24 protein-coding genes are annotated in these 22849 nt (G+C 61.5%); 17 read left to right on the forward strand and 7 right to left on the reverse strand.

Annotation, left to right across the window (positions count from 1 at the left end; translation table 11 throughout):
• The first annotated feature begins 93 nt into the window (after nt 1-93).
• The 5 genes from OKC29_RS17525 (at nt 94) to OKC29_RS17545 (ending at nt 5253) form a co-directional block, all read left to right on the forward strand.
• Nucleotides 94-1590, forward strand: coding sequence for a CoA-acylating methylmalonate-semialdehyde dehydrogenase (locus OKC29_RS17525; protein ID WP_073348641.1), 1497 nt, complete (start codon nt 94-96; stop codon nt 1588-1590).
• An 84-nt stretch (nt 1591-1674) separates the two neighbouring features.
• Nucleotides 1675-2430, forward strand: a complete 756-nt coding sequence (locus tag OKC29_RS17530; RefSeq protein WP_073348642.1) for a glutamine amidotransferase-related protein — start codon at nt 1675-1677, stop codon at nt 2428-2430.
• On the forward strand, nt 2427-3542 hold the full coding sequence (gene ald, locus OKC29_RS17535; protein WP_017410574.1) for an alanine dehydrogenase: 1116 nt from the start codon (nt 2427-2429) through the stop codon (nt 3540-3542). The genes OKC29_RS17530 and ald overlap by 4 nt, the downstream gene beginning before the upstream one ends.
• Before the next feature lie 119 nt (nt 3543-3661).
• A complete protein-coding gene (locus OKC29_RS17540) occupies nt 3662-4501 on the forward strand; it encodes a PfkB family carbohydrate kinase (protein ID WP_011704257.1) in 840 nt (279 codons plus the stop codon).
• A 299-nt stretch (nt 4502-4800) separates the two neighbouring features.
• A complete protein-coding gene (locus tag OKC29_RS17545; protein ID WP_011704258.1) occupies nt 4801-5253 on the forward strand; it encodes an Rrf2 family transcriptional regulator in 453 nt (150 codons plus the stop codon).
• Nucleotides 5254-5311: 58 nt separating this feature from the next.
• Here the strand turns inward: OKC29_RS17545 and OKC29_RS17550 are convergent, their stop codons facing one another.
• Entirely contained in the window at nt 5312-5824 is a 513-nt protein-coding gene (locus tag OKC29_RS17550) for a ferredoxin-type protein NapF (protein WP_073348643.1), read from the reverse strand.
• Nucleotides 5825-5962: 138 nt separating this feature from the next.
• Here OKC29_RS17550 and OKC29_RS17555 point away from each other — a divergent pair, with 138 nt between their 5' ends.
• Both OKC29_RS17555 and rmuC read left to right on the forward strand, forming a co-directional pair.
• Entirely contained in the window at nt 5963-6178 is a 216-nt protein-coding gene (locus OKC29_RS17555; protein ID WP_016349071.1) for a hypothetical protein, read from the forward strand.
• Nucleotides 6175-7515, forward strand: coding sequence for a DNA recombination protein RmuC (rmuC, locus tag OKC29_RS17560; RefSeq protein WP_073348644.1), 1341 nt, complete (start codon nt 6175-6177; stop codon nt 7513-7515). Before OKC29_RS17555 ends, rmuC begins: the two co-directional genes overlap by 4 nt.
• A 90-nt stretch (nt 7516-7605) precedes the next feature.
• Here rmuC and OKC29_RS17565 read toward each other — a convergent pair whose 3' ends face one another.
• The 5 genes from OKC29_RS17565 to def all read right to left on the reverse strand — a co-directional run bounded on the left by OKC29_RS17565 (nt 7606) and on the right by def (nt 13487).
• A complete protein-coding gene (locus OKC29_RS17565; RefSeq protein ID WP_024944658.1) occupies nt 7606-9048 on the reverse strand; it encodes a TrkH family potassium uptake protein in 1443 nt (480 codons plus the stop codon).
• Between the two features lie 96 nt (nt 9049-9144).
• Complete coding sequence (gene trkA, locus OKC29_RS17570) at nt 9145-10521, reverse strand: Trk system potassium transporter TrkA (protein ID WP_011704263.1); 1377 nt, start codon at nt 10519-10521, stop codon at nt 9145-9147.
• A gap of 147 nt (nt 10522-10668) precedes the next feature.
• Nucleotides 10669-11961, reverse strand: coding sequence for a 16S rRNA (cytosine(967)-C(5))-methyltransferase RsmB (rsmB, locus tag OKC29_RS17575; RefSeq protein WP_017410576.1), 1293 nt, complete (start codon nt 11959-11961; stop codon nt 10669-10671).
• Between the two features lie 56 nt (nt 11962-12017).
• Nucleotides 12018-12962, reverse strand: coding sequence for a methionyl-tRNA formyltransferase (gene fmt, locus OKC29_RS17580; RefSeq protein WP_073348645.1), 945 nt, complete (start codon nt 12960-12962; stop codon nt 12018-12020).
• 12 nt (nt 12963-12974) lie between these two features.
• Nucleotides 12975-13487 (reverse strand): peptide deformylase, encoded by a 513-nt coding sequence (gene def, locus OKC29_RS17585; protein ID WP_073348646.1) that lies wholly within the window; start codon nt 13485-13487, stop codon nt 12975-12977.
• A 108-nt stretch (nt 13488-13595) separates the two neighbouring features.
• On the opposite strand from def, the gene OKC29_RS17590 reads away from it, so the two are divergent.
• From OKC29_RS17590 to OKC29_RS17630, 9 genes are all read left to right on the forward strand, one after another.
• Nucleotides 13596-14684, forward strand: a complete 1089-nt coding sequence (locus OKC29_RS17590) for a LysM peptidoglycan-binding domain-containing protein (RefSeq protein WP_073348647.1) — start codon at nt 13596-13598, stop codon at nt 14682-14684.
• A gap of 1 nt (nt 14685) precedes the next feature.
• Nucleotides 14686-15801: a DNA-processing protein DprA gene (gene dprA, locus OKC29_RS17595; RefSeq protein ID WP_073348648.1), complete on the forward strand. Its 1116-nt coding sequence runs from the start codon at nt 14686-14688 to the stop codon at nt 15799-15801.
• Nucleotides 15794-16267, forward strand: a complete 474-nt coding sequence (locus OKC29_RS17600) for a DUF494 family protein (RefSeq protein WP_011704269.1) — start codon at nt 15794-15796, stop codon at nt 16265-16267. Before dprA ends, OKC29_RS17600 begins: the two co-directional genes overlap by 8 nt.
• A 55-nt stretch (nt 16268-16322) precedes the next feature.
• The gene (locus OKC29_RS17605; RefSeq protein WP_073348649.1) at nt 16323-16880 is read left to right on the forward strand and encodes a DNA topoisomerase family protein; all 558 of its coding nucleotides are present in this window, start codon (nt 16323-16325) and stop codon (nt 16878-16880) included.
• A gap of 74 nt (nt 16881-16954) precedes the next feature.
• Nucleotides 16955-17458, forward strand: a complete 504-nt coding sequence (gene purE, locus OKC29_RS17610; protein WP_011704271.1) for a 5-(carboxyamino)imidazole ribonucleotide mutase — start codon at nt 16955-16957, stop codon at nt 17456-17458.
• Between the two features lie 134 nt (nt 17459-17592).
• Entirely contained in the window at nt 17593-18153 is a 561-nt protein-coding gene (locus OKC29_RS17615) for a Sua5/YciO/YrdC/YwlC family protein (RefSeq protein ID WP_073348650.1), read from the forward strand.
• A 94-nt stretch (nt 18154-18247) separates the two neighbouring features.
• Nucleotides 18248-19156 (forward strand): oxygen-dependent coproporphyrinogen oxidase, encoded by a 909-nt coding sequence (hemF, locus tag OKC29_RS17620; RefSeq protein ID WP_073348651.1) that lies wholly within the window; start codon nt 18248-18250, stop codon nt 19154-19156.
• Nucleotides 19157-19259: 103 nt separating this feature from the next.
• Complete coding sequence (gene aroE, locus OKC29_RS17625) at nt 19260-20081, forward strand: shikimate dehydrogenase (protein WP_073348652.1); 822 nt, start codon at nt 19260-19262, stop codon at nt 20079-20081.
• A complete protein-coding gene (locus OKC29_RS17630) occupies nt 20078-20338 on the forward strand; it encodes a DUF1488 domain-containing protein (RefSeq protein ID WP_016349082.1) in 261 nt (86 codons plus the stop codon). The genes aroE and OKC29_RS17630 overlap by 4 nt, the downstream gene beginning before the upstream one ends.
• 790 nt (nt 20339-21128) lie before the next feature.
• Here the strand turns inward: OKC29_RS17630 and yihA are convergent.
• On the reverse strand, nt 21129-21779 hold the full coding sequence (yihA, locus tag OKC29_RS17635) for a ribosome biogenesis GTP-binding protein YihA/YsxC (RefSeq protein ID WP_011704276.1): 651 nt from the start codon (nt 21777-21779) through the stop codon (nt 21129-21131).
• 142 nt (nt 21780-21921) lie between these two features.
• Here yihA and OKC29_RS17640 point away from each other — a divergent pair, with 142 nt between their 5' ends.
• Nucleotides 21922-22539, forward strand: a complete 618-nt coding sequence (locus tag OKC29_RS17640; RefSeq protein WP_016349084.1) for a c-type cytochrome — start codon at nt 21922-21924, stop codon at nt 22537-22539.
• The last annotated feature ends 310 nt before the right edge of the window (nt 22540-22849 follow it).

Raw genomic sequence — 22849 nt, forward strand, 5'->3', positions numbered from 1 at the left:
AACCGATTGATGGCGCCCGTCGCGGCGCCACTTGCCCGTGCCTGCTCCCCGGGGCGGCGCGGGCAGGCACGCATAACTCATCACGGAGGATTTATGACATACAGGGTCAGCAACTTCATCGACGGCGAGACGACCGAGAGCCGCAGCGAGCGCTTCGGATCCATCTTCAATCCCGCCACCGGCCAGCAGCAGGGCCAGGTGGTGCTCAGCACCGCCGCCGAGTGCCAGGATGCCATCGCCAGCGCCGAGCGCGCCCTGGCTGACTGGGCGCAGACTCCGCCGCTGGTGCGGGCCCGGGTGCTGTTTCGCTTCAAAGAGTTGATGGAGCAGCACAGGGACGATCTGGCGCGGCTGATCAGTCGCGAGCACGGCAAGGTGTTCTCCGACGCTCAGGGCGAGCTGACCCGCGGCCTGGAGGTGGTGGAGTTTGCCTGCGGCATTCCCCATCTGCTCAAGGGGGAGCACTCCCTCAACGTGGGCCGCGGGGTCGACAGCCACTCCATGATGCAGCCGGTGGGCGTCTGCGCCGGCATCACCCCGTTCAACTTCCCGGCCATGGTGCCGCTGTGGATGTTCCCGGTGGCCATCGCCTGCGGCAACACCTTCATCCTCAAGCCCTCCGAGAAGGATCCCTCCCTCTCCCTGCGCATGGCCGAACTGCTCAAGCAGGCCGGCCTGCCGGACGGGGTGCTCAACGTGGTCAACGGCGACAAGGAGGTGGTGGACGTGCTGCTGACCGACCCGCGGGTCGGTGCCGTGTCGTTTGTCGGCTCCACCCCCATCGCCCAGTACATCTATGCCACCGCCTCGGCCCACGGCAAGCGGGTGCAGGCGCTGGGCGGCGCCAAGAACCACATGCTGGTGATGCCGGATGCGGATCTCGAGCTGGCGGTCTCCGCTCTGATGGGGGCGGCCTACGGTGCGGCCGGCGAGCGCTGCATGGCCATTTCGGTGGCCGTGGTGGTGGGGGATGAGACGGCTGATGCGCTGGTGGCCAGGCTGTCGCCGCTGGTGGCGGCGCTGCGGGTGGGCCCGGGGCTGGGCCAGAGCCCGGAGAACGAGATGGGGCCGCTCATCAGCCGCGAGCACCTGGCCAAGGTGCGCGGCTATGTGGATCAGGGGGTGGCCGAGGGGGCCGAGCTGGTGGTGGACGGTCGGGGCCTGAGCCACGGCGAGGGTTACTTCATCGGCGGCAGCCTGTTCGACCGGGTCGGCCCCGAGATGCGCATCTACCGGGAGGAGATCTTCGGCCCGGTGCTGGCCATCGTGCGGGCGCCGGACTACGAGACGGCGCTCAGGCTCATCAACGAACACGAGTATGGCAACGGCACCGCCATCTTCACCTGTGACGGCGACACAGCGCGGGACTTCACCGCCCGCGTGCAGGTCGGTATGGTAGGGGTGAACGTTCCCATCCCGGTGCCCATGGCGTTTCACAGCTTTGGTGGCTGGAAGCGGTCCATCTTCGGGCCGCTCAACATGCACGGGCCGGATGGGGTGCGCTTCTATACCCGGATGAAGACGGTGACTGCCCGCTGGCCCCAGAGCCTGCGGGCGGGCGCGGAGTTCTCCATGCCGACCATGAAGTAATCAACCATGCAGCAGCTAGCCCGGACATGGCCCGGTGGCAGGAATCCACCTTCGTTCGCCGCTATCACTGTGAAGGAGTAACAGATGCGACTGGGAATTCTCGATTGTGACCGGCTGGACCCCGACTTGGTGGGGGATTTCGGCCCCGTTTACTCCGAGATGTTTATCAAGGGCTTCCGGGCACTGGCCCCCGGGCTGGAGTTTCGGGTCTGGTCGGCGCTCGATGGCGAGCTGCCGGCCGATCTGCAGGAGTGCGATGCCTGGCTCATCACCGGCTCGCGCCACGATGCCTACAGCGACATCCCCTGGATCCGGGCGCTGCGCGACTGGATCCGGCGCGCCCACGATGCCGACGTCAAGCTGGCCGGGGTCTGCTTTGGCCACCAGGTGATCGCCCAGGCGCTGGGGGGCGAGGTGATGAAGTCCACCAAGGGCTGGGGGCTGGGGGTGTCGGTCCATCCCATGCTGGCGCGGCAACCCTGGATGGAGCCTGGGCTCGAGACCATCCGGATCCTGGCCAGCCACCAGGATCAGGTGGAGCAACTGCCACCGGGGGCCACCCGGCTGGCGGGCAATGACTTTTGTCCCAATTTCATGTTTTTGCAGGGTGACCACATAGTGGCCATCCAGGGACATCCGGAATTCTCGGTGGCGTACAACCGGGCGCTGATCGAGCGGCGGCGAGATCTGCTGCCGGACGATCGTTACCAGCGCAGCCTCTCCTCGCTGGAGGGAGAGGTGGATTCGGCCACCATGATGCAGTGGTTGTTGCAATTTTTGGGCATCCTGCCCGGCGCCGACACGGCCGCCGGCGGGATCACAGCAGGAGAGCGAGCATGATTATTGGCGTACCCAAGGAAATCAAAAACCATGAATACCGGGTCGGCATGACTCCCGCCGGAGTGCAGGAGCTGACGGCCCGGGGACACAAGGTGCTGGTGCAGCAGCAGGGAGGCGAGGCGATCGGGCTGTCCGACGCCGAGTACCAGGCAGCCGGTGCCGAACTGGTGGCCAGCGCGGCGGAGATCTTCGCCCGGGCCGAGATGATAGTGAAGGTGAAGGAGCCCCAGCCGGAGGAGTGCGAACTGCTCAGGCCAGGTCAGCTGCTGTTCACCTACCTGCACCTGGCACCGGATCCGGTGCAGACCCAGCTGCTGGTGCACTCGGGGGCGGTGGCCATCGCCTACGAGACGGTGACCGACGAGCGCGGCGGCCTGCCGCTGCTGGCGCCCATGTCCGAGGTGGCGGGGCGGATGGCGATCCAGGCCGGTGCCCACAGTCTGGAGAAGGCGCAGGGGGGCAATGGCACCCTGTTGGGTGGGGTGCCCGCGGTGGCGCCCGCCAAAGTAGTGGTACTGGGCGGCGGGGTGGTCGGCGTCAACTCGGCGCGCATGGCGCTGGGACTGGGGGCCGACGTCACCATCCTGGATCGCTCCCTGCCGCGGCTGCGGGAGCTGGACAGCCTCTACGGCCCGGCCCTCAAGACCCTCTACTCCACCCGTACCAACATAGAGGCGTGCATCGCCCAGGCCGATCTGGTGATCGGCGCCGTGCTGATCCCGGGGGCGGCGGCGCCCAAGCTGCTGACCCGCGACATGCTCAAGCTGATGCGCAAGGGCTCGGTGCTGGTGGACGTGGCCATCGATCAGGGCGGCTGTTTCGAGACCTCCCACCCGACCACCCACGAGGAGCCCACCTACGTGGTGGACGGCATCATCCACTACTGCGTGGCCAACATGCCGGGCGGGGTGGCGCGCACCTCCACCTTCGCGCTGACCAACGCCACCCTGCCGTTCGTGCTGGCGCTGGCCGACAAGGGTTATGCCCGGGCGCTGCAGGACGATCGCCACCTGCGAGCCGGTCTGAACGTGTTCAAGGGCAAGATCACCCAAGCGGCGGTGGCGCAGGCGCTCGGCTACGAGTACGTCAGCGCCGAGTCGGTACTGGGCTGACGCAGCCGTCGCGCGCCCGCTCGGCAAACGTCGAGCGGGCTCACAAACCCCGCGATTTCAGGGAGGGCCGTCACGGCCCTTTCTCATATACTGGGCTCCCCTGTCAGTGAGGTCTCTTCATGTCCCGCATTCTGCTGCTCGCCAATCTCAACTGTGATCACGTGCTCTCTCTCTCCGAACCCCTGGTGGCCGGTGCCCGCCTGCAATACCTGGATCAGGGCCGCCGGCTCGGTGGTGGCGCCGCCAACACCGGCATCGGGCTGGTGTGGGCCGGCCACGAGGTGACCATCGCCTCGCGCATCGGGCTGGACGAAACCGGCGACTGGTTGCTGGAGCAGGCGGCGGGCTACGGTCTGGACTGCAGCCATGTGGAGCGTTTCGGCGGCGAGACCGGCGAGCTGCTGATCCTGGTGGACTCCACCGGCGAGCGCACCATCCTCAGGCGGCCACGGCGCCCGGATCTGCCGGGGGACCTGCCGAGCGAGGGGGTGGACTGCCTCTATGTGAATTACCCGGGCACCGCCATCATCGGCTACATGCGCCAGATGCTCGGCAAGAGCTTCGTGGTGGCCCAGTATCCCAAGGGCGGCCAGGCGCGTCGCCCCTGCCACGTGCTGGTGGCCTCCCGCTCCGACCTCGGCGAAGTGGACGACCCCTGGCAGCATGCCCGCCAGATCGCCGGCGAGCAGCTGGCCTGGCTGGTGCTGACCGAAGGCAAGGCGGGGGCGGTGGCCATTCACGGCGAGGAGCAGATCCGGGTGGCGGCGCGGCCGGTGTCGGTGGTGGACACCACGGGGGCGGGAGATGCTTTCGCCGGCGGCCTGATCCACGGGCTGGCGCGAGGCATGGCGATCCGGGATGCGCTGCAGTGCGCGGTGGACTGGGGCGCCTTCGCGGTCGCCTCCGAGAGTTCCATCCCCTCCAGCGCCCTGAAAAACTGGCTCAGGCAACCGCACTGAGCCGCCATGAACCCTTGCCGATGAGGTCGCCTTGCACGGGCCGAGGTGGAGGGGAAAACCGGCGAATTTAACCGCCATAACCCCCCAAAACCTTGGACTAACCCTGCAAGTTTGCGATCAATCAAAGAAAGTGTCGATTTATGTGCATCTTCATCGACACCCGCCTGAGCTGCTCTTAACCTTGTCATTCCACGACTCAGATTAAGATGCGGACCTTGCGCGGGCGCAAGCGCTTCCCCGCCTCTTAGCTTTAGGTTGTCGTCCTGATTTCTGACTTGTAGTAAGAGGCAAGTGCGACCATGCAACTGACACGATTTACCGACTATGCCCTGCGTACCCTGACTTTTCTGGCGGTCCAGCCGGGAGATCGCCTGTCGACCATCACCGAGGTGGCCGATACCTTTGCCATCTCCCGCAACCACGTGGTCAAGATAGTGCATCAGCTCGGCATCAAGGGGTACATAGAGACGGTGCGTGGCAAGCATGGCGGCATCCGCCTCGGTCGCTCCGCCGTCTCCATCAACCTGCGTGACGTGGTGATGGACATGGAGCACGTGCTCTGCCCGGTGGACTGCAAGCGCGAGAACTGCCGCCTCTCCGGTGGCTGCCGCATTCAGGGTATTCTGCGCCGCGCCATGAACGCCTTCCTCGAGGTGCTGGGGGAGTACACCCTGGCCGATGCGGTGCGCGATCCGACCCGGCTCTGCCACCTGCTCGGCATCGAACAGGATTCGATTCTGGCCATGGCATAAGCCAGGTAAGCATGACAAAGGGGCCCACGGGCCCCTTTGTCATGTCCGGGATTTGGATTCAGAGCTGGGGGATCAGGGTGATGGCGCCGTGCAGGCAGGCGAGACCGCAGGCGCCGCAGCCGTCGCAGGCCGCCATGTTGATGCTGACGCCGTCGGCGGTGGCCTTGATCGCCTGCTGGGGGCAGGCATCTTCACACAGCAGGCAGTAGAAGCCCTGCCGGGCCTGGCAGCTGGCCTCGATCCGCACCCGGGTCTGTACCTGACGACCCAGCTGCAGGTCGAGGGCGCCGGTCGGACAGGCCCTGGCGCAGCTGCCGCAATAGCTGCACTGGCCGCAGGCGAGATCCAGCACGGGCGTGCCGGCGATGGGGGTGTCGTCATATTTGGGCTGGTTGGCCGGTTTGAGCAGGCCGTTGGGACAGGCCTTGAAGCATTCACCGCAGCGGGAGCAGAGGGAGAGGAACTGGGACTCTTCGATGGCCCAGGGGGGACGCGCTTCGTGACAAACCACCTCCGGTTTGCGAGAGCCCCCCAATGCTTGCGTCAGCCAGCGACAGAAAAAATGAGTCATGCTCACCCCTGATACCTATTAGGGGTTAATTTTATCCAAGTTTCCCTTCGCAAGCCAGAGAATAGCGCCGGCCAGGATCGCAAGCCGGGTTGCCCTTGTGTAAGCTAGGCGGGTCTTTTTGCAGGATTGAATGAACTCATGTGGTTATTTCTGTGGCGTGCTTCTCTGCTCTATGTCTTCCCCTTGCTGATGTGGGGCTACTGCCGCATCAAGGGGATCGAATTCGTCGAGCTCGACACCGGAGTTAACAGTCACAAGTGGGTGGTGCTGGCCGCCTATCTGCTCTACGTGCTGCTCTGGCTGCTGCTCAACCGCTATCTGGAACTCTTTCTGCGTCAGCGGAGCCGCAAATGATCGAGCCCGGGCTCTGGAGCCTGCTGCTGGCTGGCGCCGTGCTGGCGGTCGGTCTCGGCTGGCTGGTGGGCCGGCGTGGTGCGGCCCAGCTGGCCCAGCAAGTGCTGCTGAGCCAGGAGCGCCAGCAGGCGCTGCAGGATCGCTGTGACGAGCTGCAGGATGAAAAGCTGCAGGGCCAGCAGAAGCTGGAGCAGCAACAGACCCTGCTGATCAAGCTCACTGCCCGTCTCAAGGATGCCGAAGCGACTTTGCGTAGTGAACGACTGGCCGCCGCCGAGAAGCTGCAACTGCAACAGGAGGCAGAACAGCGCCTCAGCCAGCAGTTCGAGAACCTCGCCAACCGGATCTTCGAGCAAAACTCGGGCAACTTCCGCGAACTGAACCAGAACAGCCTGGATTTGCTGCTGACTCCTCTCAAGGAACAGCTCGAGGGCTTTCGCCGCCAGGTGGGGGAGACCCACGCCCAGGAGACGGCCCAGCGCCATAGCCTCAAGTTCGAGCTGGAGCGCCTGGCCGAGCTCAACGCCCGCATGACCGAGGAGGCGGCGGCGTTGACCCGCGCCCTCAAGGGCGACAGCAAGCAGCAGGGCAACTGGGGCGAGGTGGTGCTGGCACGGATCCTCAGCGAATGCGGCCTGCGCGAAGGCCACGAGTACCACACCCAGGTCAACATCGAGGTGGACAAGGGCAAGCGCTACCAGCCCGACGTCATCGTCCACCTGCCGCAGGACAAGGACATCATCATCGACGCCAAGGTGTCGCTGACCGCCTACGAGCGCTGGTACAACAGCGATGACGAGCTGGAGAAGGCGGTGGCGCTGAAAGAGCACGTCGCCTCGGTGCGCAACCACATCCGCGAGCTGGGCCGCAAGGATTACCAGCAGCTGCCCGGGGTGCGCACCCTCGATTACGTGCTGATGTTCGTGGCGGTGGAGCCCGCCTTCCTCACCGCGGTGGAGGCCGACCCCTCGCTGGTGCGATTCGGTCTCGACAACAACATCCTGCTGGTGAGCCCCACCAACCTGATGGTGGCGCTGCGCACCATAGAGAATCTGTGGCGCTACGAGCGGCAGAACCAGAATGCCCGCCAGATCGCCGAGCGGGCCGGCCGCCTCTACGAGAAGCTGCGGTTGTTCGTGGAGGAGATGCAGCAGCTGGGTGGCAGCCTGCACCGGGCGCAGGAGAGCTACGACAAGGCGATGGGGCGGCTGGTCAACGGGCGCGGCAACCTGATCGCCCAGGTGGAGCGCTTTCGCGAGCTGGGGGTGGAGGTGACCAAGACCCTGCCCGAGCCGCTGGTCAACCGGGCGCTGGAGCGGGAAGACCCGGCCGAGTGAGGCGGGGCCTCATGCTTCATGCAACAAGAAGGGCAGCCAGTGGCTGCCCTTCTGCATTTCTTTCGCCATTCGATGCTGCGAGCTCGCCGGTTACTGCTTCCAGAAGGAGGGGAAGAAGAGCACCGCCACGGTCAGGATCTCGAGCCGTCCCAGCAGCATGCCGAACGACAGGATCCACTTGGCCGAGTCCGGCAGGGTGGCGAAGTTGGTGCTGGGGCCGATGACCGGTCCCATGCCCGGACCCACGTTGGCCACGGCGGTGATGGAGCCCGAGATGGCGGTCAGGGGATCCAGCCCGATGGCGGCGAGCAGGGCGGCGATCAGCAGGATGACGGCGAAGTAGGCCAGCACGAACGAAATCATCGAGCGGATGATGGCGTCGTTGACCGGGCGGCCGTTGTACTTCTGCGGGAAGACGCCGGAGGGGTGCATCAGCTGGCGCATCTGCTTCTTGAACAGGGCGAACGCCACCTGTACCCGGAAGATCTTGAGGCCGCCGGCGGTGGAGCCGGAGCAGGCACCGAGCGCCAGCAGGATGATGAAGATGATGCTGGTGAGCGGGCCCCAGGTGCCGAAATCACCGAGCCCGAAGCCGGTGGTGGTGAGCACAGAGACGATGTTGAAGCAGCTGATGCGCAGGGCATCCATGAAGCCGTAGATGTCCCTTAGCCACAGATAGAAGGTGACCACCACGGTGACCCAGACTACCAGCCAGAAGAAGCCCTGGACCTGGGCGTCCTTGAGCAGGCTGTTGTCACGCCGGCTCAGGCTCTGTACGTAGAGCAGAAAGGGCAGGCCGCCGAGGAACATGAAGACGGTACCGATCCAGTGTGCCGAGTTGGAGAAGTGGGACATGGATTGATCGGAGGTGGAGTAGCCACCGGTGCTGAGGGTGGTCATCGAGTGGTTGACCGCCTCGAACAGGGTCATGCCGCTCACCCAGTAGGCCAGGAAGCAGAGCATGGAGAGCACCAGGTAGACCAGCACTATGTTGTTGGCCACAGTCTTGGCACGCGGCGCACTCTTGTCGGACCAATCCGAGCTCTCGGTCTGGAACAGCTTCATGCCGCCCACGTTGAGGTAGGGCAGCACCGCCACCGCCATCACGATGAAGCCTACCCCGCCCAGCCACTGCAGGATGGAGCGCCACAGCAATATGCTGTGGGCCATGCCATCGAGCCCTGACAGCACGGTGGAGCCGGTGGTGGTGACCCCCGACATGGTCTCGAAGTAGGCGTCGGTAAAGTCGATGTGGTTGATGAAGAAGAAGGGCAGGGCGCCGAAGATGCAGGCCACCACCCAGACCGAGGTGGTGAGCAGGAACATCTCCCGCACGCCGAGGTGGAACACCGCCTTGCGGCCGTAATGGAGACAGAGCAGGGCCGCCCCGTGGGTGATCAGCACCGACTTGAGAAACTCGACGAACCCCTCGGAGCCGGTCAGCAGGGCCAGCAGGGTGGGCAGCCACATGAACAGGGCCAGCTTGGAGAGCACCAGCCCGAGGGTGAAGATGATGGGACGCAGCTTGATCATGCAAGATAACCTGGTCGTTGATTGACAAAAGACCCGGACAATCCCTGGTAGAGGCTGTGCCGGGTCTGGGTTGTGCTGCCTGGGTGCATGGGCAGATTACAGGAAGAAGGGACTTGGCTGGAACAGGCGTTCCACTTCCGGAATGTACTTCTTGTCCACCAGGAACATCACCACGTGGTCATCCTGCTGGATCTGGGTCCGGTCGTGGGCGATCAGCACCTCGTCACCGCGCACTATGGCGCCGATGGTGGTGCCGGGCGGCAGCTTGAGCTCGCCGACCGTCTTGCCGACCACCTTGGAGGTGTTCTCGTCACCGTGGGCGATGGCCTCGATGGCCTCGGCCGCGCCGCGGCGCAGGCTGTAGACGTTGGCAATGTCGGCCCGGCGCACGTGGGTCAGCAGGGCCGAGATGGTGGCCTGCTGCGGCGAGATGGCGATGTCGATGGAGCCGCCCTGTACCAGATCCACATAGGCGCTGCGCTGGATCAGCACCATGGTCTTCTTGGCGCCCATCTTCTTGGCGAGCAGGGCCGACATGATGTTGGCCTCGTCCTCGTTGGTCACCGCGATGAAGACGTCGATCTGGTCGATGTGCTCCTCCGCCAGCAGCTCCTGATCCGCCGCGTCACCGCAGAAGACGATGGTGTTTTCCAGCACCTCGGAGAGCTGCTCCGCCCGCTTCTGGTTGCGCTCGATCAGCTTCACGCTGTAGCGCTTCTCCAGCTGGCGGGCGAGGCCTGCGCCGATGTTGCCGCCGCCGACGATCATGATGCGCCGGTAGGGGCTCTCGAGCCGCTGCAGCTCCGACATCACGGCGCGGATATGGCCCGCCGCCGCCACGAAGAACACCTCGTCATCGGCTTCGATGATGGTGGTGCCCTGCGGGCGGATGGAGCGACCCTGACGGAAGATCGCCGCCACCCGGGTCTCGATGTTGGGCATGTGATCGCGCAGGGTGGAGAGGGCATTGCCCACCAGCGGGCCGCCGTAGTAGGCCTTGACCGCCACCAGCCCCACCTTGCCGCCGGCGAAGTCCACCACCTGCAGGGCGCCCGGGTACTCGATCAGGCGGCGCACGTAGTCGGTCACCAACTGCTCGGGGGCGATCAGGTGATCCACCGGCACGGATTCGGGCAGGAACAGTCGATCACGCTCCACCAGATAGGCCGGCGAGCGGATCCGCGCCACCTTGTTGGGGGTGTTGAACAGGGAGTAGGCCACCTGGCAGGCGACCATGTTGGTCTCGTCGCTGTTGGTGACCGCGACCAGCATGTCGGCATCCTGGGCACCTGCTTCACGCAGCACCTTGGGATGGGCGCCGTGGCCGTTCACCACCCGCAGGTCGAACTTGTCCTGCAGCTCGCGCAGCCGGTCGCTGTCGGTGTCGACGATAGTGATGTCGTTGTTCTCGCCGGCCAGGTTCTCGGCCAGGGTGCCGCCGACCTGACCGGCGCCCAGAATGATGATCTTCATAGGACGGCCTCATGAGCGTCGCCGTTGCAACGGCGGCCAGGGTGCGTGGGGACGGTCATCAACAGGATGAATCTCATAGGGAAAGCGCGCTCGATGTTGGGCAGTAATGGGTGCCGCAAGCGACACCCGTCGTGATGATGGCCCTGCTTACCGCTTGATCAGCTTGGCATAGTAGAAGCCGTCCATCTCGGCCTCGCCCGGCAGGAACTGGCGACCCGGACACTCCGGGGTGTCCTGCGCATGCAGCGGCACCAGGGTGGCGTCCGGGGTGGCCGCGAGGAAGGCGCGGATCTGGTCGCGGTTCTCTTCCGGCAGCACGGAGCAGGTGGCATACAGCAGAGTACCGCCGCTTTTCAGTTTCGACCAGAGGGCGCCGAGAATGCGGTGTTGCAGCTCGGCCAGCTCGCGGATGTCCTGATCCCGGCGCAGCCACTTGATGTCGGGGTGACGGCGGATGACGCCGGTGGCGGAGCAGGGGGCATCCAGCAGGATGCGGTCGAACTGACCCTCTGGCCACCACAGATCCGGTGTGCTGGCATCGCCGTGGATCACCTTGGCGGTGAGGCCGATGCGATCCAGGTTCTCCTGCACCCGCTTGAGGCGGTTGTCGTCGGCATCGACTGCTACCACGCCGGCCAGCGCGGGCTGGCGCTCCAGCAGGTGGGCGGTCTTGCCACCGGGGGCGGCGCAGGCATCCAGCACCCACTCGCCCGGCTGCGGGTCGAGCAGCGCGGCGGCCTGTTGTGCTGCGCCATCCTGTACCGAGCAGTCGCCGACCTCGAAGCCGGGCAGCTTGGTCACGTCGCAGGGACGTTCCAGCAGAATGCAATCCTCACCCTCTTCACCGGCCATCGCATTGATGCCGGCCTCGGCCATGCGGGCCAGCATCTGCTCGCGGCTCTGGCGCTGGCTGTTGTTGCGGATCCACATGGGCGGGCGCTGGTTGTTGGCCTCCATGATGAATTCCCACTCATCCGGATAGGCCTGGCGCAGCCGCTTGGTGAGCCACTCCGGGTGGCCGAGACGAATGCTGGGGACACGGTCGATGCGCAGCAGAATGACTTCGGCGCTGCGCTGGAAGTTGCGCAGCACACCGTTGATGAGGCCGCGCAAGGAGGTGCCCTTGAGCAGTTTGACGGCGTTGACGGTCTCGGCCACCGCGGCGTGAGCCGGAATGCGGGTGTAGATGAGCTGATAGAGACCGACCAGGATCAGGTAGTGGAAGATGCGGCTCTTGTTCTTGAGCGGCTTGTCCATCATCTCGCCGACCGCCGCATCGAGGCGGGGCAGCCAGCGCAGGGTGCCGTAGCAGAGTTCTTGCAGGAGGGCGCGATCGCGGGGCGCAACCTTCTCCTGGGCAGCAGGCAGGACGGCGGAGAGGGACTGGCCCTGATCCAGCACCTGTTGAATGACGAGAGCAGCCTGTGCGCGTGTTTTCATAGTGTTACCTTAGATGCGCAAGTCGGGGCCTGGGCCCCGCCTTGTGTCAATTCAGTTCAATTCAATTGCGTGCCGGGTTCAAACCAGTCGCGGCGAGAGTTGAGCAGGTCCGTCACGGACATGGCTTTCTTGCCGGGTGGCTGCAGGGTCAGCAGGCGCAGCACCCCCTTGCCGGTGGCGATGTCGATCCCCTGTTTGTCAGCCTTGAGCAGGGTACCGGCCGCCTGGCCGTGATCCTGTGCGACGACCTCGGCTTGCCATACCTTGACGGTCTGGCCGGCGACTTCAAACCAGCTGATGGGCCAGGGGTTGAAGGCGCGGATGCAGCGCTCGATGGCGACGGCCTCCATCGACCAGTCGATGCGGGCCTCTTCCTTGGAGAGCTTCTCGGCGTAGTTGGCCTGTGCATCGTCCTGCGCTTCGGCGGCGGTATTGCCGGCAGCCATGGCATTGACGGTGTCGACCAGCGCCTGCGGACCCAGCCCGGCCAGCTTGTCATAGAGGCTGGCGGAGGTTTCGTCGGCGGCGATGGGGCAGCTCACCTTGCGGATCATGGCACCGGTATCCAGCCCCACATCCATCTGCATGATGGTGACGCCGGTTTCGGCATCCCCCGCCCAGATGGAGCGCTGGATCGGGGCGGCACCGCGCCAGCGTGGCAGCAGGGAGCCGTGCACGTTGATGCAACCCAGACGCGGGGTGTCGAGCACGGCCTTGGGCAGGATCAGGCCGTAGGCCACCACCACCATCAGGTCGGCGCCAAGGGCGGCCAGCTCGGCCTGGGCCTCTTCCTTGCGCAGGGAGGCGGGTTGATAGACCGGCAGATCGTGGGCCAACGCCAGCTCTTTGACCGGGCTGGCGGTGAGCTTCTGGCCGCGGCCGGCAGGTTTGTCGGGCTGGGTATAAACGGCGACGACCTCGTGGTCGGAAGACAACAACGCCGCCAGGTGACGGGCGGCGAAGTCGGGAGTACCGGCAAAAATCAGTTTCAGCTTATTCAATGGGGCAGATCCTCAGAGGACTTTGCGATCTTCACGGGCCATCTTTTCCAGCTTCTGGCGAATGCGCTGGCGCTTGAGCGGGGACAGGTAATCCACAAACAGCTTGCCGACCAGATGGTCCATCTCATGCTGGATGCAGATGGCGAGCAGATTGTCTGCTTCCAGCTCGAATGCCTTGCCATGGCGATCCAGGGCGCGCACCTTGACCCACTCGGCGCGGGGCACCAGGGCTCGGCTGCCGGGCACGGAGAGGCACCCTTCCTCGATGCCGGTGCTGCCGGCCTGTTCGATGATCTCGGGGTTGATCAATACCAGAGGATCTTCACGGTTTTCAGAGACATCGATCACTATGATGCGCTGATGAATGTCGACCTGAGTGGCGGCGAGGCCGATGCCTTCCTCCGCGTACATGGTTTCGAACATATCATCTACAATGTGTTGTAACTCGGGTGTAAAGGTCTCGACAGGGGCTGCGACGGTACGCAGACGCTCATCGGGGAAACGCAATACATCTAGAATGGCCATAGTTTTTTCTTTAGTTTCGTATAAATGCAGTCAATATTGGCGTAATTCTAGTCATTTACGCCGACAAAAAACAGCAACACTTTGCGCGCAGAAGTAACAGGGAGTGTTATGTATCTGAAGCAAACCATCCTCGCCTGTCTGTTGGCCACCCTGAGCCAGGGCGCGCTGGCGGACCAGCTGAAACTGAAAGCGGGTTATCCCGAGACCTATGTGGTGCAAAAAGGAGATACCCTCTGGGATATTTCCGGCCAGTATCTGGCGGAGCCCTGGTTATGGCCAAGGCTCTGGAACATCAACCCGCAGATCGCCAATCCGCACTGGATCTACCCGGGCGACGTGTTGCATCTGAGCTGGGTCAACGGCGAACCACGGCTTGGCAAGGCGATGCAGGGCGGCAAGCAGGTTGTTCGTCTCTCTCCCAAGAGTCGTTACGAGAACAAGGCCAACCCCATTCCAACCCTGCCGCTCAGCGAGATCGGCCCCTTCCTGCAAACAGACCATATTCTGGCTGACAGCCAGCAGGCAAAGCAGCTGCCTTATGTGCTGGGCAATGATGAGGCACACATCGGCATGCTGGAGGGGGATACCCTCTATGTTCAGGGCTCGCTGATCCCGGGTCAGGACTATGGCATCTATCATCCGGGGACCATCTACAAAGACAAGAAGAGTGGCGAACAGCTGGGGCAAGAGGCGGTCTTCGTCGGCACGGCCAGGGCGGAAGCCCTGCTGCCGGACGGCCGCACCCGGGTTACCCTCAGCCACAACCAGCGCGAGGTGTATCAGGGAGACAAGCTGATGCCATTCCCGCCGCAGGAGAGCCTCTCCGCCGTGTTCACGCCCAAGGCTGCCCCCGTCATCTCGCCCGGCTATATCGTCGACTTGCCGAGCAAGGCCCGCGGCGGTGGCAAGTTCGACGTCGTGCTCATCAATAAGGGCATGCGTGATCAGGTTGCTCCCGGCGATGTGCTGGAGATACTGCGGCCCGGTGCCCGGCTGGTGAGCAAGAATGGCAAGGTCGCCTATCGGGAGTACTCCTCCGTCTATGACAAGGCCTTCTATTCGGCCGGCAAGCCACCTTTGCCGTCGGAGGCCGTGGCCCGGGTCATGTTGTTCAAGGTGTACGACAAGCTGAGTTATGGCCTGATCCTGCAGAGTCAGGACATGGTCAGCACCGGTTATCAGGTCAGCAACTTCTGACGTGCCTCTTCCATCCGGGCGACTCGCGCTGTGGTTGACGCTGGATGCCGTCACCGGTATCGGTCCGGTCACCGCCGCTCGCCTGCTGGCCCATTTTGGCGGTGACATCGTCACCCTGTTCGACGCCGACGACGGTACCTTGCGAGCTCTTGGTCTGCAGAGCGCTCAAATCCAGCAGATGAGGTGGCCCCAGCCGGTTGTCGAGCAGGCGCTGAGCTGGGCCGCCGAGCCCGGCAATCACCTCCTGTGTCCGGATGACCCCGTCTATCCCGCTTTGCTCAAAGAGATCCCCGCCGCCCCGCTGCTGCTCTACTGCTGTGGCAACCTGGCTGCCCTGTCTGTTCCGCAGCTGGCGATGGTCGGCACGCGCCATCCCACCTATGCCGGCAAGGACAATGCTGCCCGCCTCTGCGGTGAGCTGGTCGCCTGCGGGCTGGCTATCACCTCCGGACTGGCGCTTGGCATCGATGGGGTGTGTCATCAGCAGGCGCTGGCGGCAGGGGGGACTACGCTGGCCGTGCTGGGCTCAGGGCTCGACTGCCTCTACCCGAAGCGCCATCAGGGGTTGGCCATGGAGATCCTGGCGCGAGGCGGCTTGCTTATCTCCGAGCTGGCACCCGACAAGGGACCGCTGGCCGAGCACTTTCCACGGCGCAATCGCATCATCAGTGGCTTGTCGCTGGGTACCCTGGTGGTAGAGGCGGCCGAGCAGAGCGGTTCGCTCATCACGGCCCGTTATGCATTGGAGCAGGGGCGAGAGGTCTTTGCCGTACCAGGTGCCCCGCAAAACGTGCAGGCTCTGGGTTGCAACAAATTAATCCAGCAGGGGGCCAAACTTGTATTGAGCGCGGCCGATATAGTGGAAGAGCTGCCCGGATTTGTCGGCCTGCTGCAGCAAGTGGCTTACTTGTCTGAGCATTCGAATAATAGCGAATTGCCTTATGCCGATTTGTTGGATAACGTAGATTATGAGACCACGAGCGTGGATACCGTTGCCGAACGGTCCCAGCTTCCTGTCGAAGTGGTATTGGGCAGATTGGTAGAGCTGGAGCTGGCCGGTGCAGTGATGGCGGTAGCCGGTGGATACGTCAGAGCGAGGAGGGTGAATCATGTTTGATGTATTGATGTACCTTTTCGAGACCTACATCCACAGCGATGCAGATGTGATGGTCGAGCAGAATGAACTCACCGACGAACTGAGCCGGGCAGGTTTCGACAAAGACGAGATCGAGAAGGCACTCAACTGGCTGGAGCGACTGGCCAACCTGCATGACAGCGAGCGGGAGGTCTATGTGGCCGCCAGTGCGCAAGGCTCCATGCGTATCTATGCTCCACAAGAACTGGCACGCCTCAGTACCGAGTGCCGCGGTTTCCTGCTGTTTCTGGAACAGGCCCAGGTACTCAATGCCGAAACCCGCGAAATCTGCATCGAGCGCCTGCTCGAGCTTGATAAACCGGATATCGAGCTGGACGATCTGAAGTGGGTCGTCATGATGGTGCTGTTCAACGTACCGGGCAGTGAAAATGCCTACCAGCAGATGGAAGAGCTGGTGTTTGACGAGTCAGACGGCGTCATCCACTGACAGCCCGGTGCCGCGCTGGTAGAATTCAGGTCATCTGGATTCCAAGGCGCGGCCCATGTCAAAAATCGATCATCACCTCTTTTCAGCCCACGAACATGCCTTCGAGCGCGAACCGTGCCCGCAGTGTGGGGCCGAGCTGGTGATCCGCCAGGGCAAGCATGGTCCCTTCCTCGGTTGCTCCGCCTATCCTGCCTGTGATTACATCCGCTCGCTGACTCCGTCCGGCCGTGACATCGAGAAGGTGCTTGATGGCTCGGCCTGCCCGGATTGTGGCCAACCGCTGGCGATCAAGAAGGGGCGTTATGGCTTGTTTGTCGGCTGTACCCAATATCCGGCCTGCCAGCACATCGAATCCCTGCAGGAGAGCGACGATACCCAGATCCTATGCCCGGAGTGTGGCAAGGGACACCTCATCAGCCGAATCTCCCGCTATGGCAAGCAGTTCTACTCTTGCGACGGTTACCCCCATTGCAAATATGTGGTGAATGACAAGCCGGTCTCCATGCCTTGCCCGCAATGTGGCTGGGGTATCATGGTCGAGAAAAAGGTGAGAGGAGCACTGCGCTGGATCTGCCCGCAAAAGAAATGCGGCCACCAGAGCGAGCAGGTATAATCCGGCCGCCACAAGCGAATTGAAACGTTTTCGGCGAACTTCAACCCCCCACTTGGAGTAAGGAAATTCCCACCATGAATAAACCCTTTGTTGCCGTATTGATGGGCTCTGATTCTGATTTTCCGGTGATGCAGACCACCCTCGAGGTGCTCAAGTCATTCGATATCGCGGTAGAAGTGAAAGTGACCTCCGCACACCGTACACCGGCTGCGACTCATCAGTACGTGACCGACGCCGAAGCCCGTGGCTGCAAGGTCTTTATCTGTGCCGCCGGCCTCGCCGCTCACCTGGCAGGCGCAGTGGCAGGCATCACGACTCGTCCCGTGATCGGTGTGCCCATCGATGGCGGCCCGCTCAAGGGGCTGGATGCGCTGCTTTCCACCGTGCAGATGCCGGGCGGGGTGCCGGTGGCGACCGTGGCGATCGGCAAGGCCGGCGCCAAGAATGCAGGCTATCTGGCAGCTCAGATGCTGGCAGTGGCAGATGATGAACTGGCGGCCAAGGTGCAGGCTGAACGCCAGAAAAATGCCGACGAGGTACTGGCCAAGGATGCCGCCTTGCAGGCCCTGCTCAAGTAAGCTCCGAGACGGCAACCACCAGCCCGTTCGCCATCAGCCTCTCGCTGGTCGATGAGGGAGGGGCGCCAGGGTTGCCGTTCCGTAGGCTCAATGTTAATCAATGATGAGGCGACAGCCCGGCTGTCGCATTTTTTATGCCCAATGAATTTGAACTTGCAGTGGCCGCCCTCCAGCGTGATGGGGTGATTGCCTATGCGACCGAGGCGGTATTTGGCCTGGGTTGTGATCCTGACTCCGAGTCGGCGGTACACCGTCTGCTGGCGATCAAGCAACGCCCGGTGGAGAAGGGGTTGATCCTGATCGCCGCCGATCTGGCTCAGTTGCAGGATTACATCGATCTGGACCAGCTCACCAACGAGCAGCTGGCCCGGGTGGAAGCGAGCTGGCCTGGTCCCTTCAGCTGGATCATGCCGGCGCGCGGCAATACCCCGGCCTGGCTGACCGGTCAGTTCACTACCCTGGCGGTGCGTGTGACGGCCCATCCGCAGGTACAAGGGCTGTGTCGTGCCTTTGGCAAGCCACTGGTCTCTACCAGCGCCAACCTGACGGGTGAAGAGCCTGCCCGCCGGGTGGCGGACATCGGCGAATTGCTGGCGAGTCAGCTGGCCTATATCCTGCCCGGTGAAGTGGGGGGGCAGGCCAATCCGTCCGAGATCAAGGATGCCAGAACCGGCGCCATCATCCGCCCCTCTTGAACCGTTCGGAGAGCGGCAATACGGATCGGCTTAGCCCATCCGGCGACATCACAATAATAGGGTCAGGCGACGATCCTGGCTGACTGGAGACAAGATGAGCAAACCGGATGTGGCCCAGGTCAAGGCCTTCCTGCTGCAGTTGCAGGACGATATCTGCCGTGGTCTGGAACTGGCCGACGGCGTTGGACACTTTGTGGAAGATACCTGGCGCCGTGAAGGGGGTGGTGGTGGCCGCACTCGTGTGCTGCGTCACGGTGCGGTGATCGAGCAGGGAGGGGTCAACTTCTCCCACGTTCATGGCGACGCCATGCCGGCCTCGGCGACGGCCCATCGGCCGGAACTGGCGGGCCGCCGGTTTGAGGCCATGGGGGTGTCGCTGGTGATCCACCCACACAATCCGTATGTGCCGACCAGCCACGCCAATGTGCGCTTCTTCATCGCCGAGAAAGAGGGGAAGGAGCCGATCTGGTGGTTTGGTGGCGGCTTCGATCTCACCCCGTTTTATCCGTTCGAAGAGGACGTTCGGCATTGGCATCAGGTCTCCTTCGATCTTTGTCAGCCGTTCGGCACCGATATTTATCCCGAGTTCAAATCCTGGTGTGATCGCTACTTCTTCCTCAAGCACCGGGACGAGACGCGCGGCGTCGGCGGCCTTTTCTTCGATGATCTGAATCGCTGGCCGTTTGCCGACTGTTTCGCCTTTATGCAGGCGGTTGGCAAGGGCTATCTCGATGCCTACCTGCCGATTGTCGAGCGTCGCAAGGCGCTGGCTTATGGCGAACGGGAGCGGGAATTCCAGCTCTATCGTCGTGGCCGCTATGTGGAGTTCAATCTGGTGTATGACCGTGGAACCCTGTTTGGCTTGCAGACTGGCGGGCGTACTGAGTCGATCCTGATGTCGATGCCGCCGCTGGCGCGCTGGGAATATGACTGGCAGCCGTCAGCGTGCAGCCCGGAAGCATTGCTCTACACTGACTACCTCAAACCGCGCGAGTGGTTGTGACCAGAGGGGCCATGATGGCCCCTTCTTATTGGCCGATATTCGGCTTGTTCCTGAGTGCGAAAACCCGTTAAATCGGGAGATTGCCCTCTGAAGGAACTTTTTGATGGATCGTTATCTGGTTTTTGGCCACCCGGTGCGCCACAGCAAATCTCCCTTTATTCATACCCTGTTTGCCAGACAAACCCAGCAAGAGCTGGAATATGGTCTGGCCGAGCCGGCCGTCGAAGAGTTCGCCACCAGTCTGAGAGACTTCTTTGCCCAGGGTGGCAAGGGATGCAATGTCACCGTCCCCTTCAAGGAGCAGGCATTTGCCCTGGTCGATCGACTGAGCCCTCGGGCCCGGCGGGCGGGGGCCGTTAACACCATCAAGCTGACCGATGATGGCGTACTGCTGGGTGACAACACAGATGGTGCCGGGTTGGTGGCCGATCTCAAGGCGCATGGTGTGTCACTTGCCGGCAGCAGGATCCTGCTGCTGGGGGCGGGTGGCGCGGCGCGCGGTGCGCTGGCACCGCTGCTGGCCGAGCAACCCGAAGCATTGGTTATCGTCAACCGTACTCACGCCAGGGCGGAACAGCTGGCTGCCGAGTTTCGTGATCTGGGTGCGGTCAGTGCCGAGACCTATGAGCAGCTGAGCGGCTATTTCGATCTGATCATCAACTCCACCTCCGCCAGTCTGCAGGGAGAGTTGCCTCCGCTGGTGCCTGCCCTGATCCACGCCGATATCGCCATCTACGACATGATGTATGGCGCGACCGATACCCCCTTTATCGCCTGGGCCAAAGGGCAAGGGGCTCGCCAGACTGTAGACGGCCTCGGCATGCTGGTGGAACAGGCGGCAGAAGCCTTTACCGTGTGGCGCGGAATCCGGCCAGGGACTAAACAGGTATTGAGAGAATTGAAACGAAATCTGGGGACCCTATGAACCAAGGCATCTTGTTTCCCGAGCTGGCCGACTGGCAAGCGCACGAACAGCGGATCCACTTTCCTGCCCAGCAGATGGGGGCGCTGGTGGATTGCTACATCAGTCGCCGACGTCTGGAGAAAATGACCGGGCTCTCCCTCGCCAGAGAGGAAGACATCCTGCGAGCCTTCGAAAGCGTGCGTTTTGACATCGAAGAAATTGCTGAAAAACTCATTGAGGAACAAGAGTTTGCAGAAGATGGCGCCATCTACCTCTGATTTTTTCAAGTTTTTTCTCAAAGCAGCGGAACTTGCGCCAAGTTGTGCTGACTAACTAGATAGTTGAGGAAGTGCTAGCTAGTCACCTTTATAACTCCCCGGTATTCGTACTGGGGATTTTTTTATCTATATGAAAAATAACATGATTTATGTAATTCATTTTTCGTGAAACTTAATTACATAAATTACTTTCACTTTCTGCTGCTTTGCTATACAGTTAGCAACGTAGGGTACAGAGGTAAGATGTTCTATCTTTCAGACCTTTTATTTCACGTAATTGAATGTGGCTGAATAGCGACCCCGGTGAGTCATCATCGGGGTGTTTTTTTATGGGGCGCGTTTAGAGTAAATGCTTTAATGTTGGCGAATGTTTGTTAGAATGAAGGGGCTTCTTGAGGAAAACCAGTCGTCTTTGTTCTCAAGATTTAGCTTCTTCCCAATTTTTGAACTGATTGTTTAAGGCCGGTACTGCGTTTGCAGAACCGGCCTCATTTTTATCCTTTCCATTGACTGCTTTGTAATAAAATTTCACTTTGGTACTTATTTGGTGAGGAAACGCCCCCGCCGGCATCTATTTTTGAAAACGTTGCCAATGGGATGAAAAGTTAATTGTTATATAGAATTAACTATTTATCCCATTGATAAAAATAGTGTTTCAAAAACTCATCGTAGGGAGTGGGCGATGTCACTGGCGAGAGGGGTTATGGCAAGCAGACTGAAAGCCTTTCAATCAGCGGAGGAGCTGCTCCGCCAATTGCAGGGTTTGGTTGTGGTGTATACAGGACGTAGCTTACTCCTCGAGCGGTGCTTGCTCACCGTCAGTCATGTCATCGGCGCCTGCGAGATACCAGCCAGTCAGAGTCTGTGCCAGTTTTTCGACCCCGATCTGGGTCAGGGAAGAGAAGGCTTCCACCTGGATCTGCGGACCCAGCTCGGCTACGGCCTGACGTACCTTGATGACCTGATTGTTGCGCGGACCTGGGCTCAGCTTGTCGGCCTTGGTCAGCAGCAGCATGACCGGCAGTTTGCGGTGAGAGCTCCACTCCAGCATATTCATATCGGTATCTTTGAGCGGATGGCGGATGTCCATCAGGATCACCAGACCTTTCAATGACTCACGACGCTGCAGATATTCCGCCAGCGACTTTTGCCACTTGAGCTTCATTTCCAGCGGAACCTGCGCATAACCGTAGCCCGGCAGGTCGACCAGACGCTTGCCCGGTTCCAGCTCAAACAGGTTGATCAGCTGGGTGCGTCCCGGCGTCTTACTGGTGCGAGCCAGGTTCTTGTGCTTGGTCAAGGTATTCAATGCAGATGACTTACCGGCGTTGGAACGGCCGGCAAACGCAATCTCGACACCCCCATCATTTGGCAGGTGACGGATGTCGGGTGCGCTGGTCACAAAATGCACCTTATTGAAATTCAGAGTTTGTGTATCCAACGTAAATTCCCCATAGAGATAGAGGGTTATAGAGTTACTTTTTTGTGAAATCGTGTAAAATGGCGTCGCTTAAACGCGTTTATTTTAACATGCCTTCAGCGGCATGGGATCTGGAAGCCTAATAACGAGAAGTTGGAACGCCATGAAGAACCTAGTCATTACTCTTGCTCTGATGGTTGGCGTAACGGGGATGGCACAAGCCAAGGGCGATGCCGCTGCGGGACAAACCAAGGCTGCCGTTTGCGCGGCTTGTCATGGACCGGACGGCAACAGCCTAGTCGATATGTATCCCAAGATTGCTGGTCAGCACGCATCATATATCAAAAAGCAGTTAGTTGAACTGAAGGCTGCAGCTTCTGGTCAAACTGGCCGGGTTGCTCCCATCATGGGGCCGATGGCGCTTCCCCTGTCTGAACAGGACATGGAAGACCTGGCAGCCTACTTCTCCAGTCAGAAGGTGACGCCGCTCGCGGTACCCGATGACGCCGTCGCTGCAGGCAAGGCGCTGTACATGGGAGGGGACATGAGCCGTGGTCTGGCTGCCTGTACTGCCTGCCATGGTCCGCGCGGTTCGGGCGTCGAGCAGGCCAAGTATCCGAGCCTGTCCGGCCAGCATCCTGCCTACATCAAGGCCCAGCTCACGGCTTTTAGGGCCGCTGCTCGTGACAACGACCCGAACAGCATGATGCGGGACGTTGCCAAGAAGCTGACCGATCAGGATATCGAAGTACTGTCCAAATATGTGGCAGGTCTGCACTGATCAAGCCGGATGATATTATCTCATTGATATTGACGAGGAGCTGGTGGCTCCTCGTTTCTTTTCGGCCTTTAACACCATTTGGCCAGTTTTTTCTCACATTGTTGTAAGAGATCTCCTATTCATCAGCCTGGCCAGGGCTTAAACATTTTTAGAAAAATGCTTAGTAATTCATTAATTTCAATATGTTAAATGACAATAAGTCGTTTATCTCCGTTTGAAAACGTTCCTGATGGCGGCGTTTTTCAAGATAGTTGTCGCGTAAACCTGTTTTAAACTGCCTGTTTTTGCTCTGGTTCGGACCTATCAGGAT

The organism is Aeromonas sp. QDB34 (assembly GCF_027705405.1).
GTDB classification, from domain to species: Bacteria; Pseudomonadota; Gammaproteobacteria; order Enterobacterales; family Aeromonadaceae; genus Aeromonas; species Aeromonas hydrophila.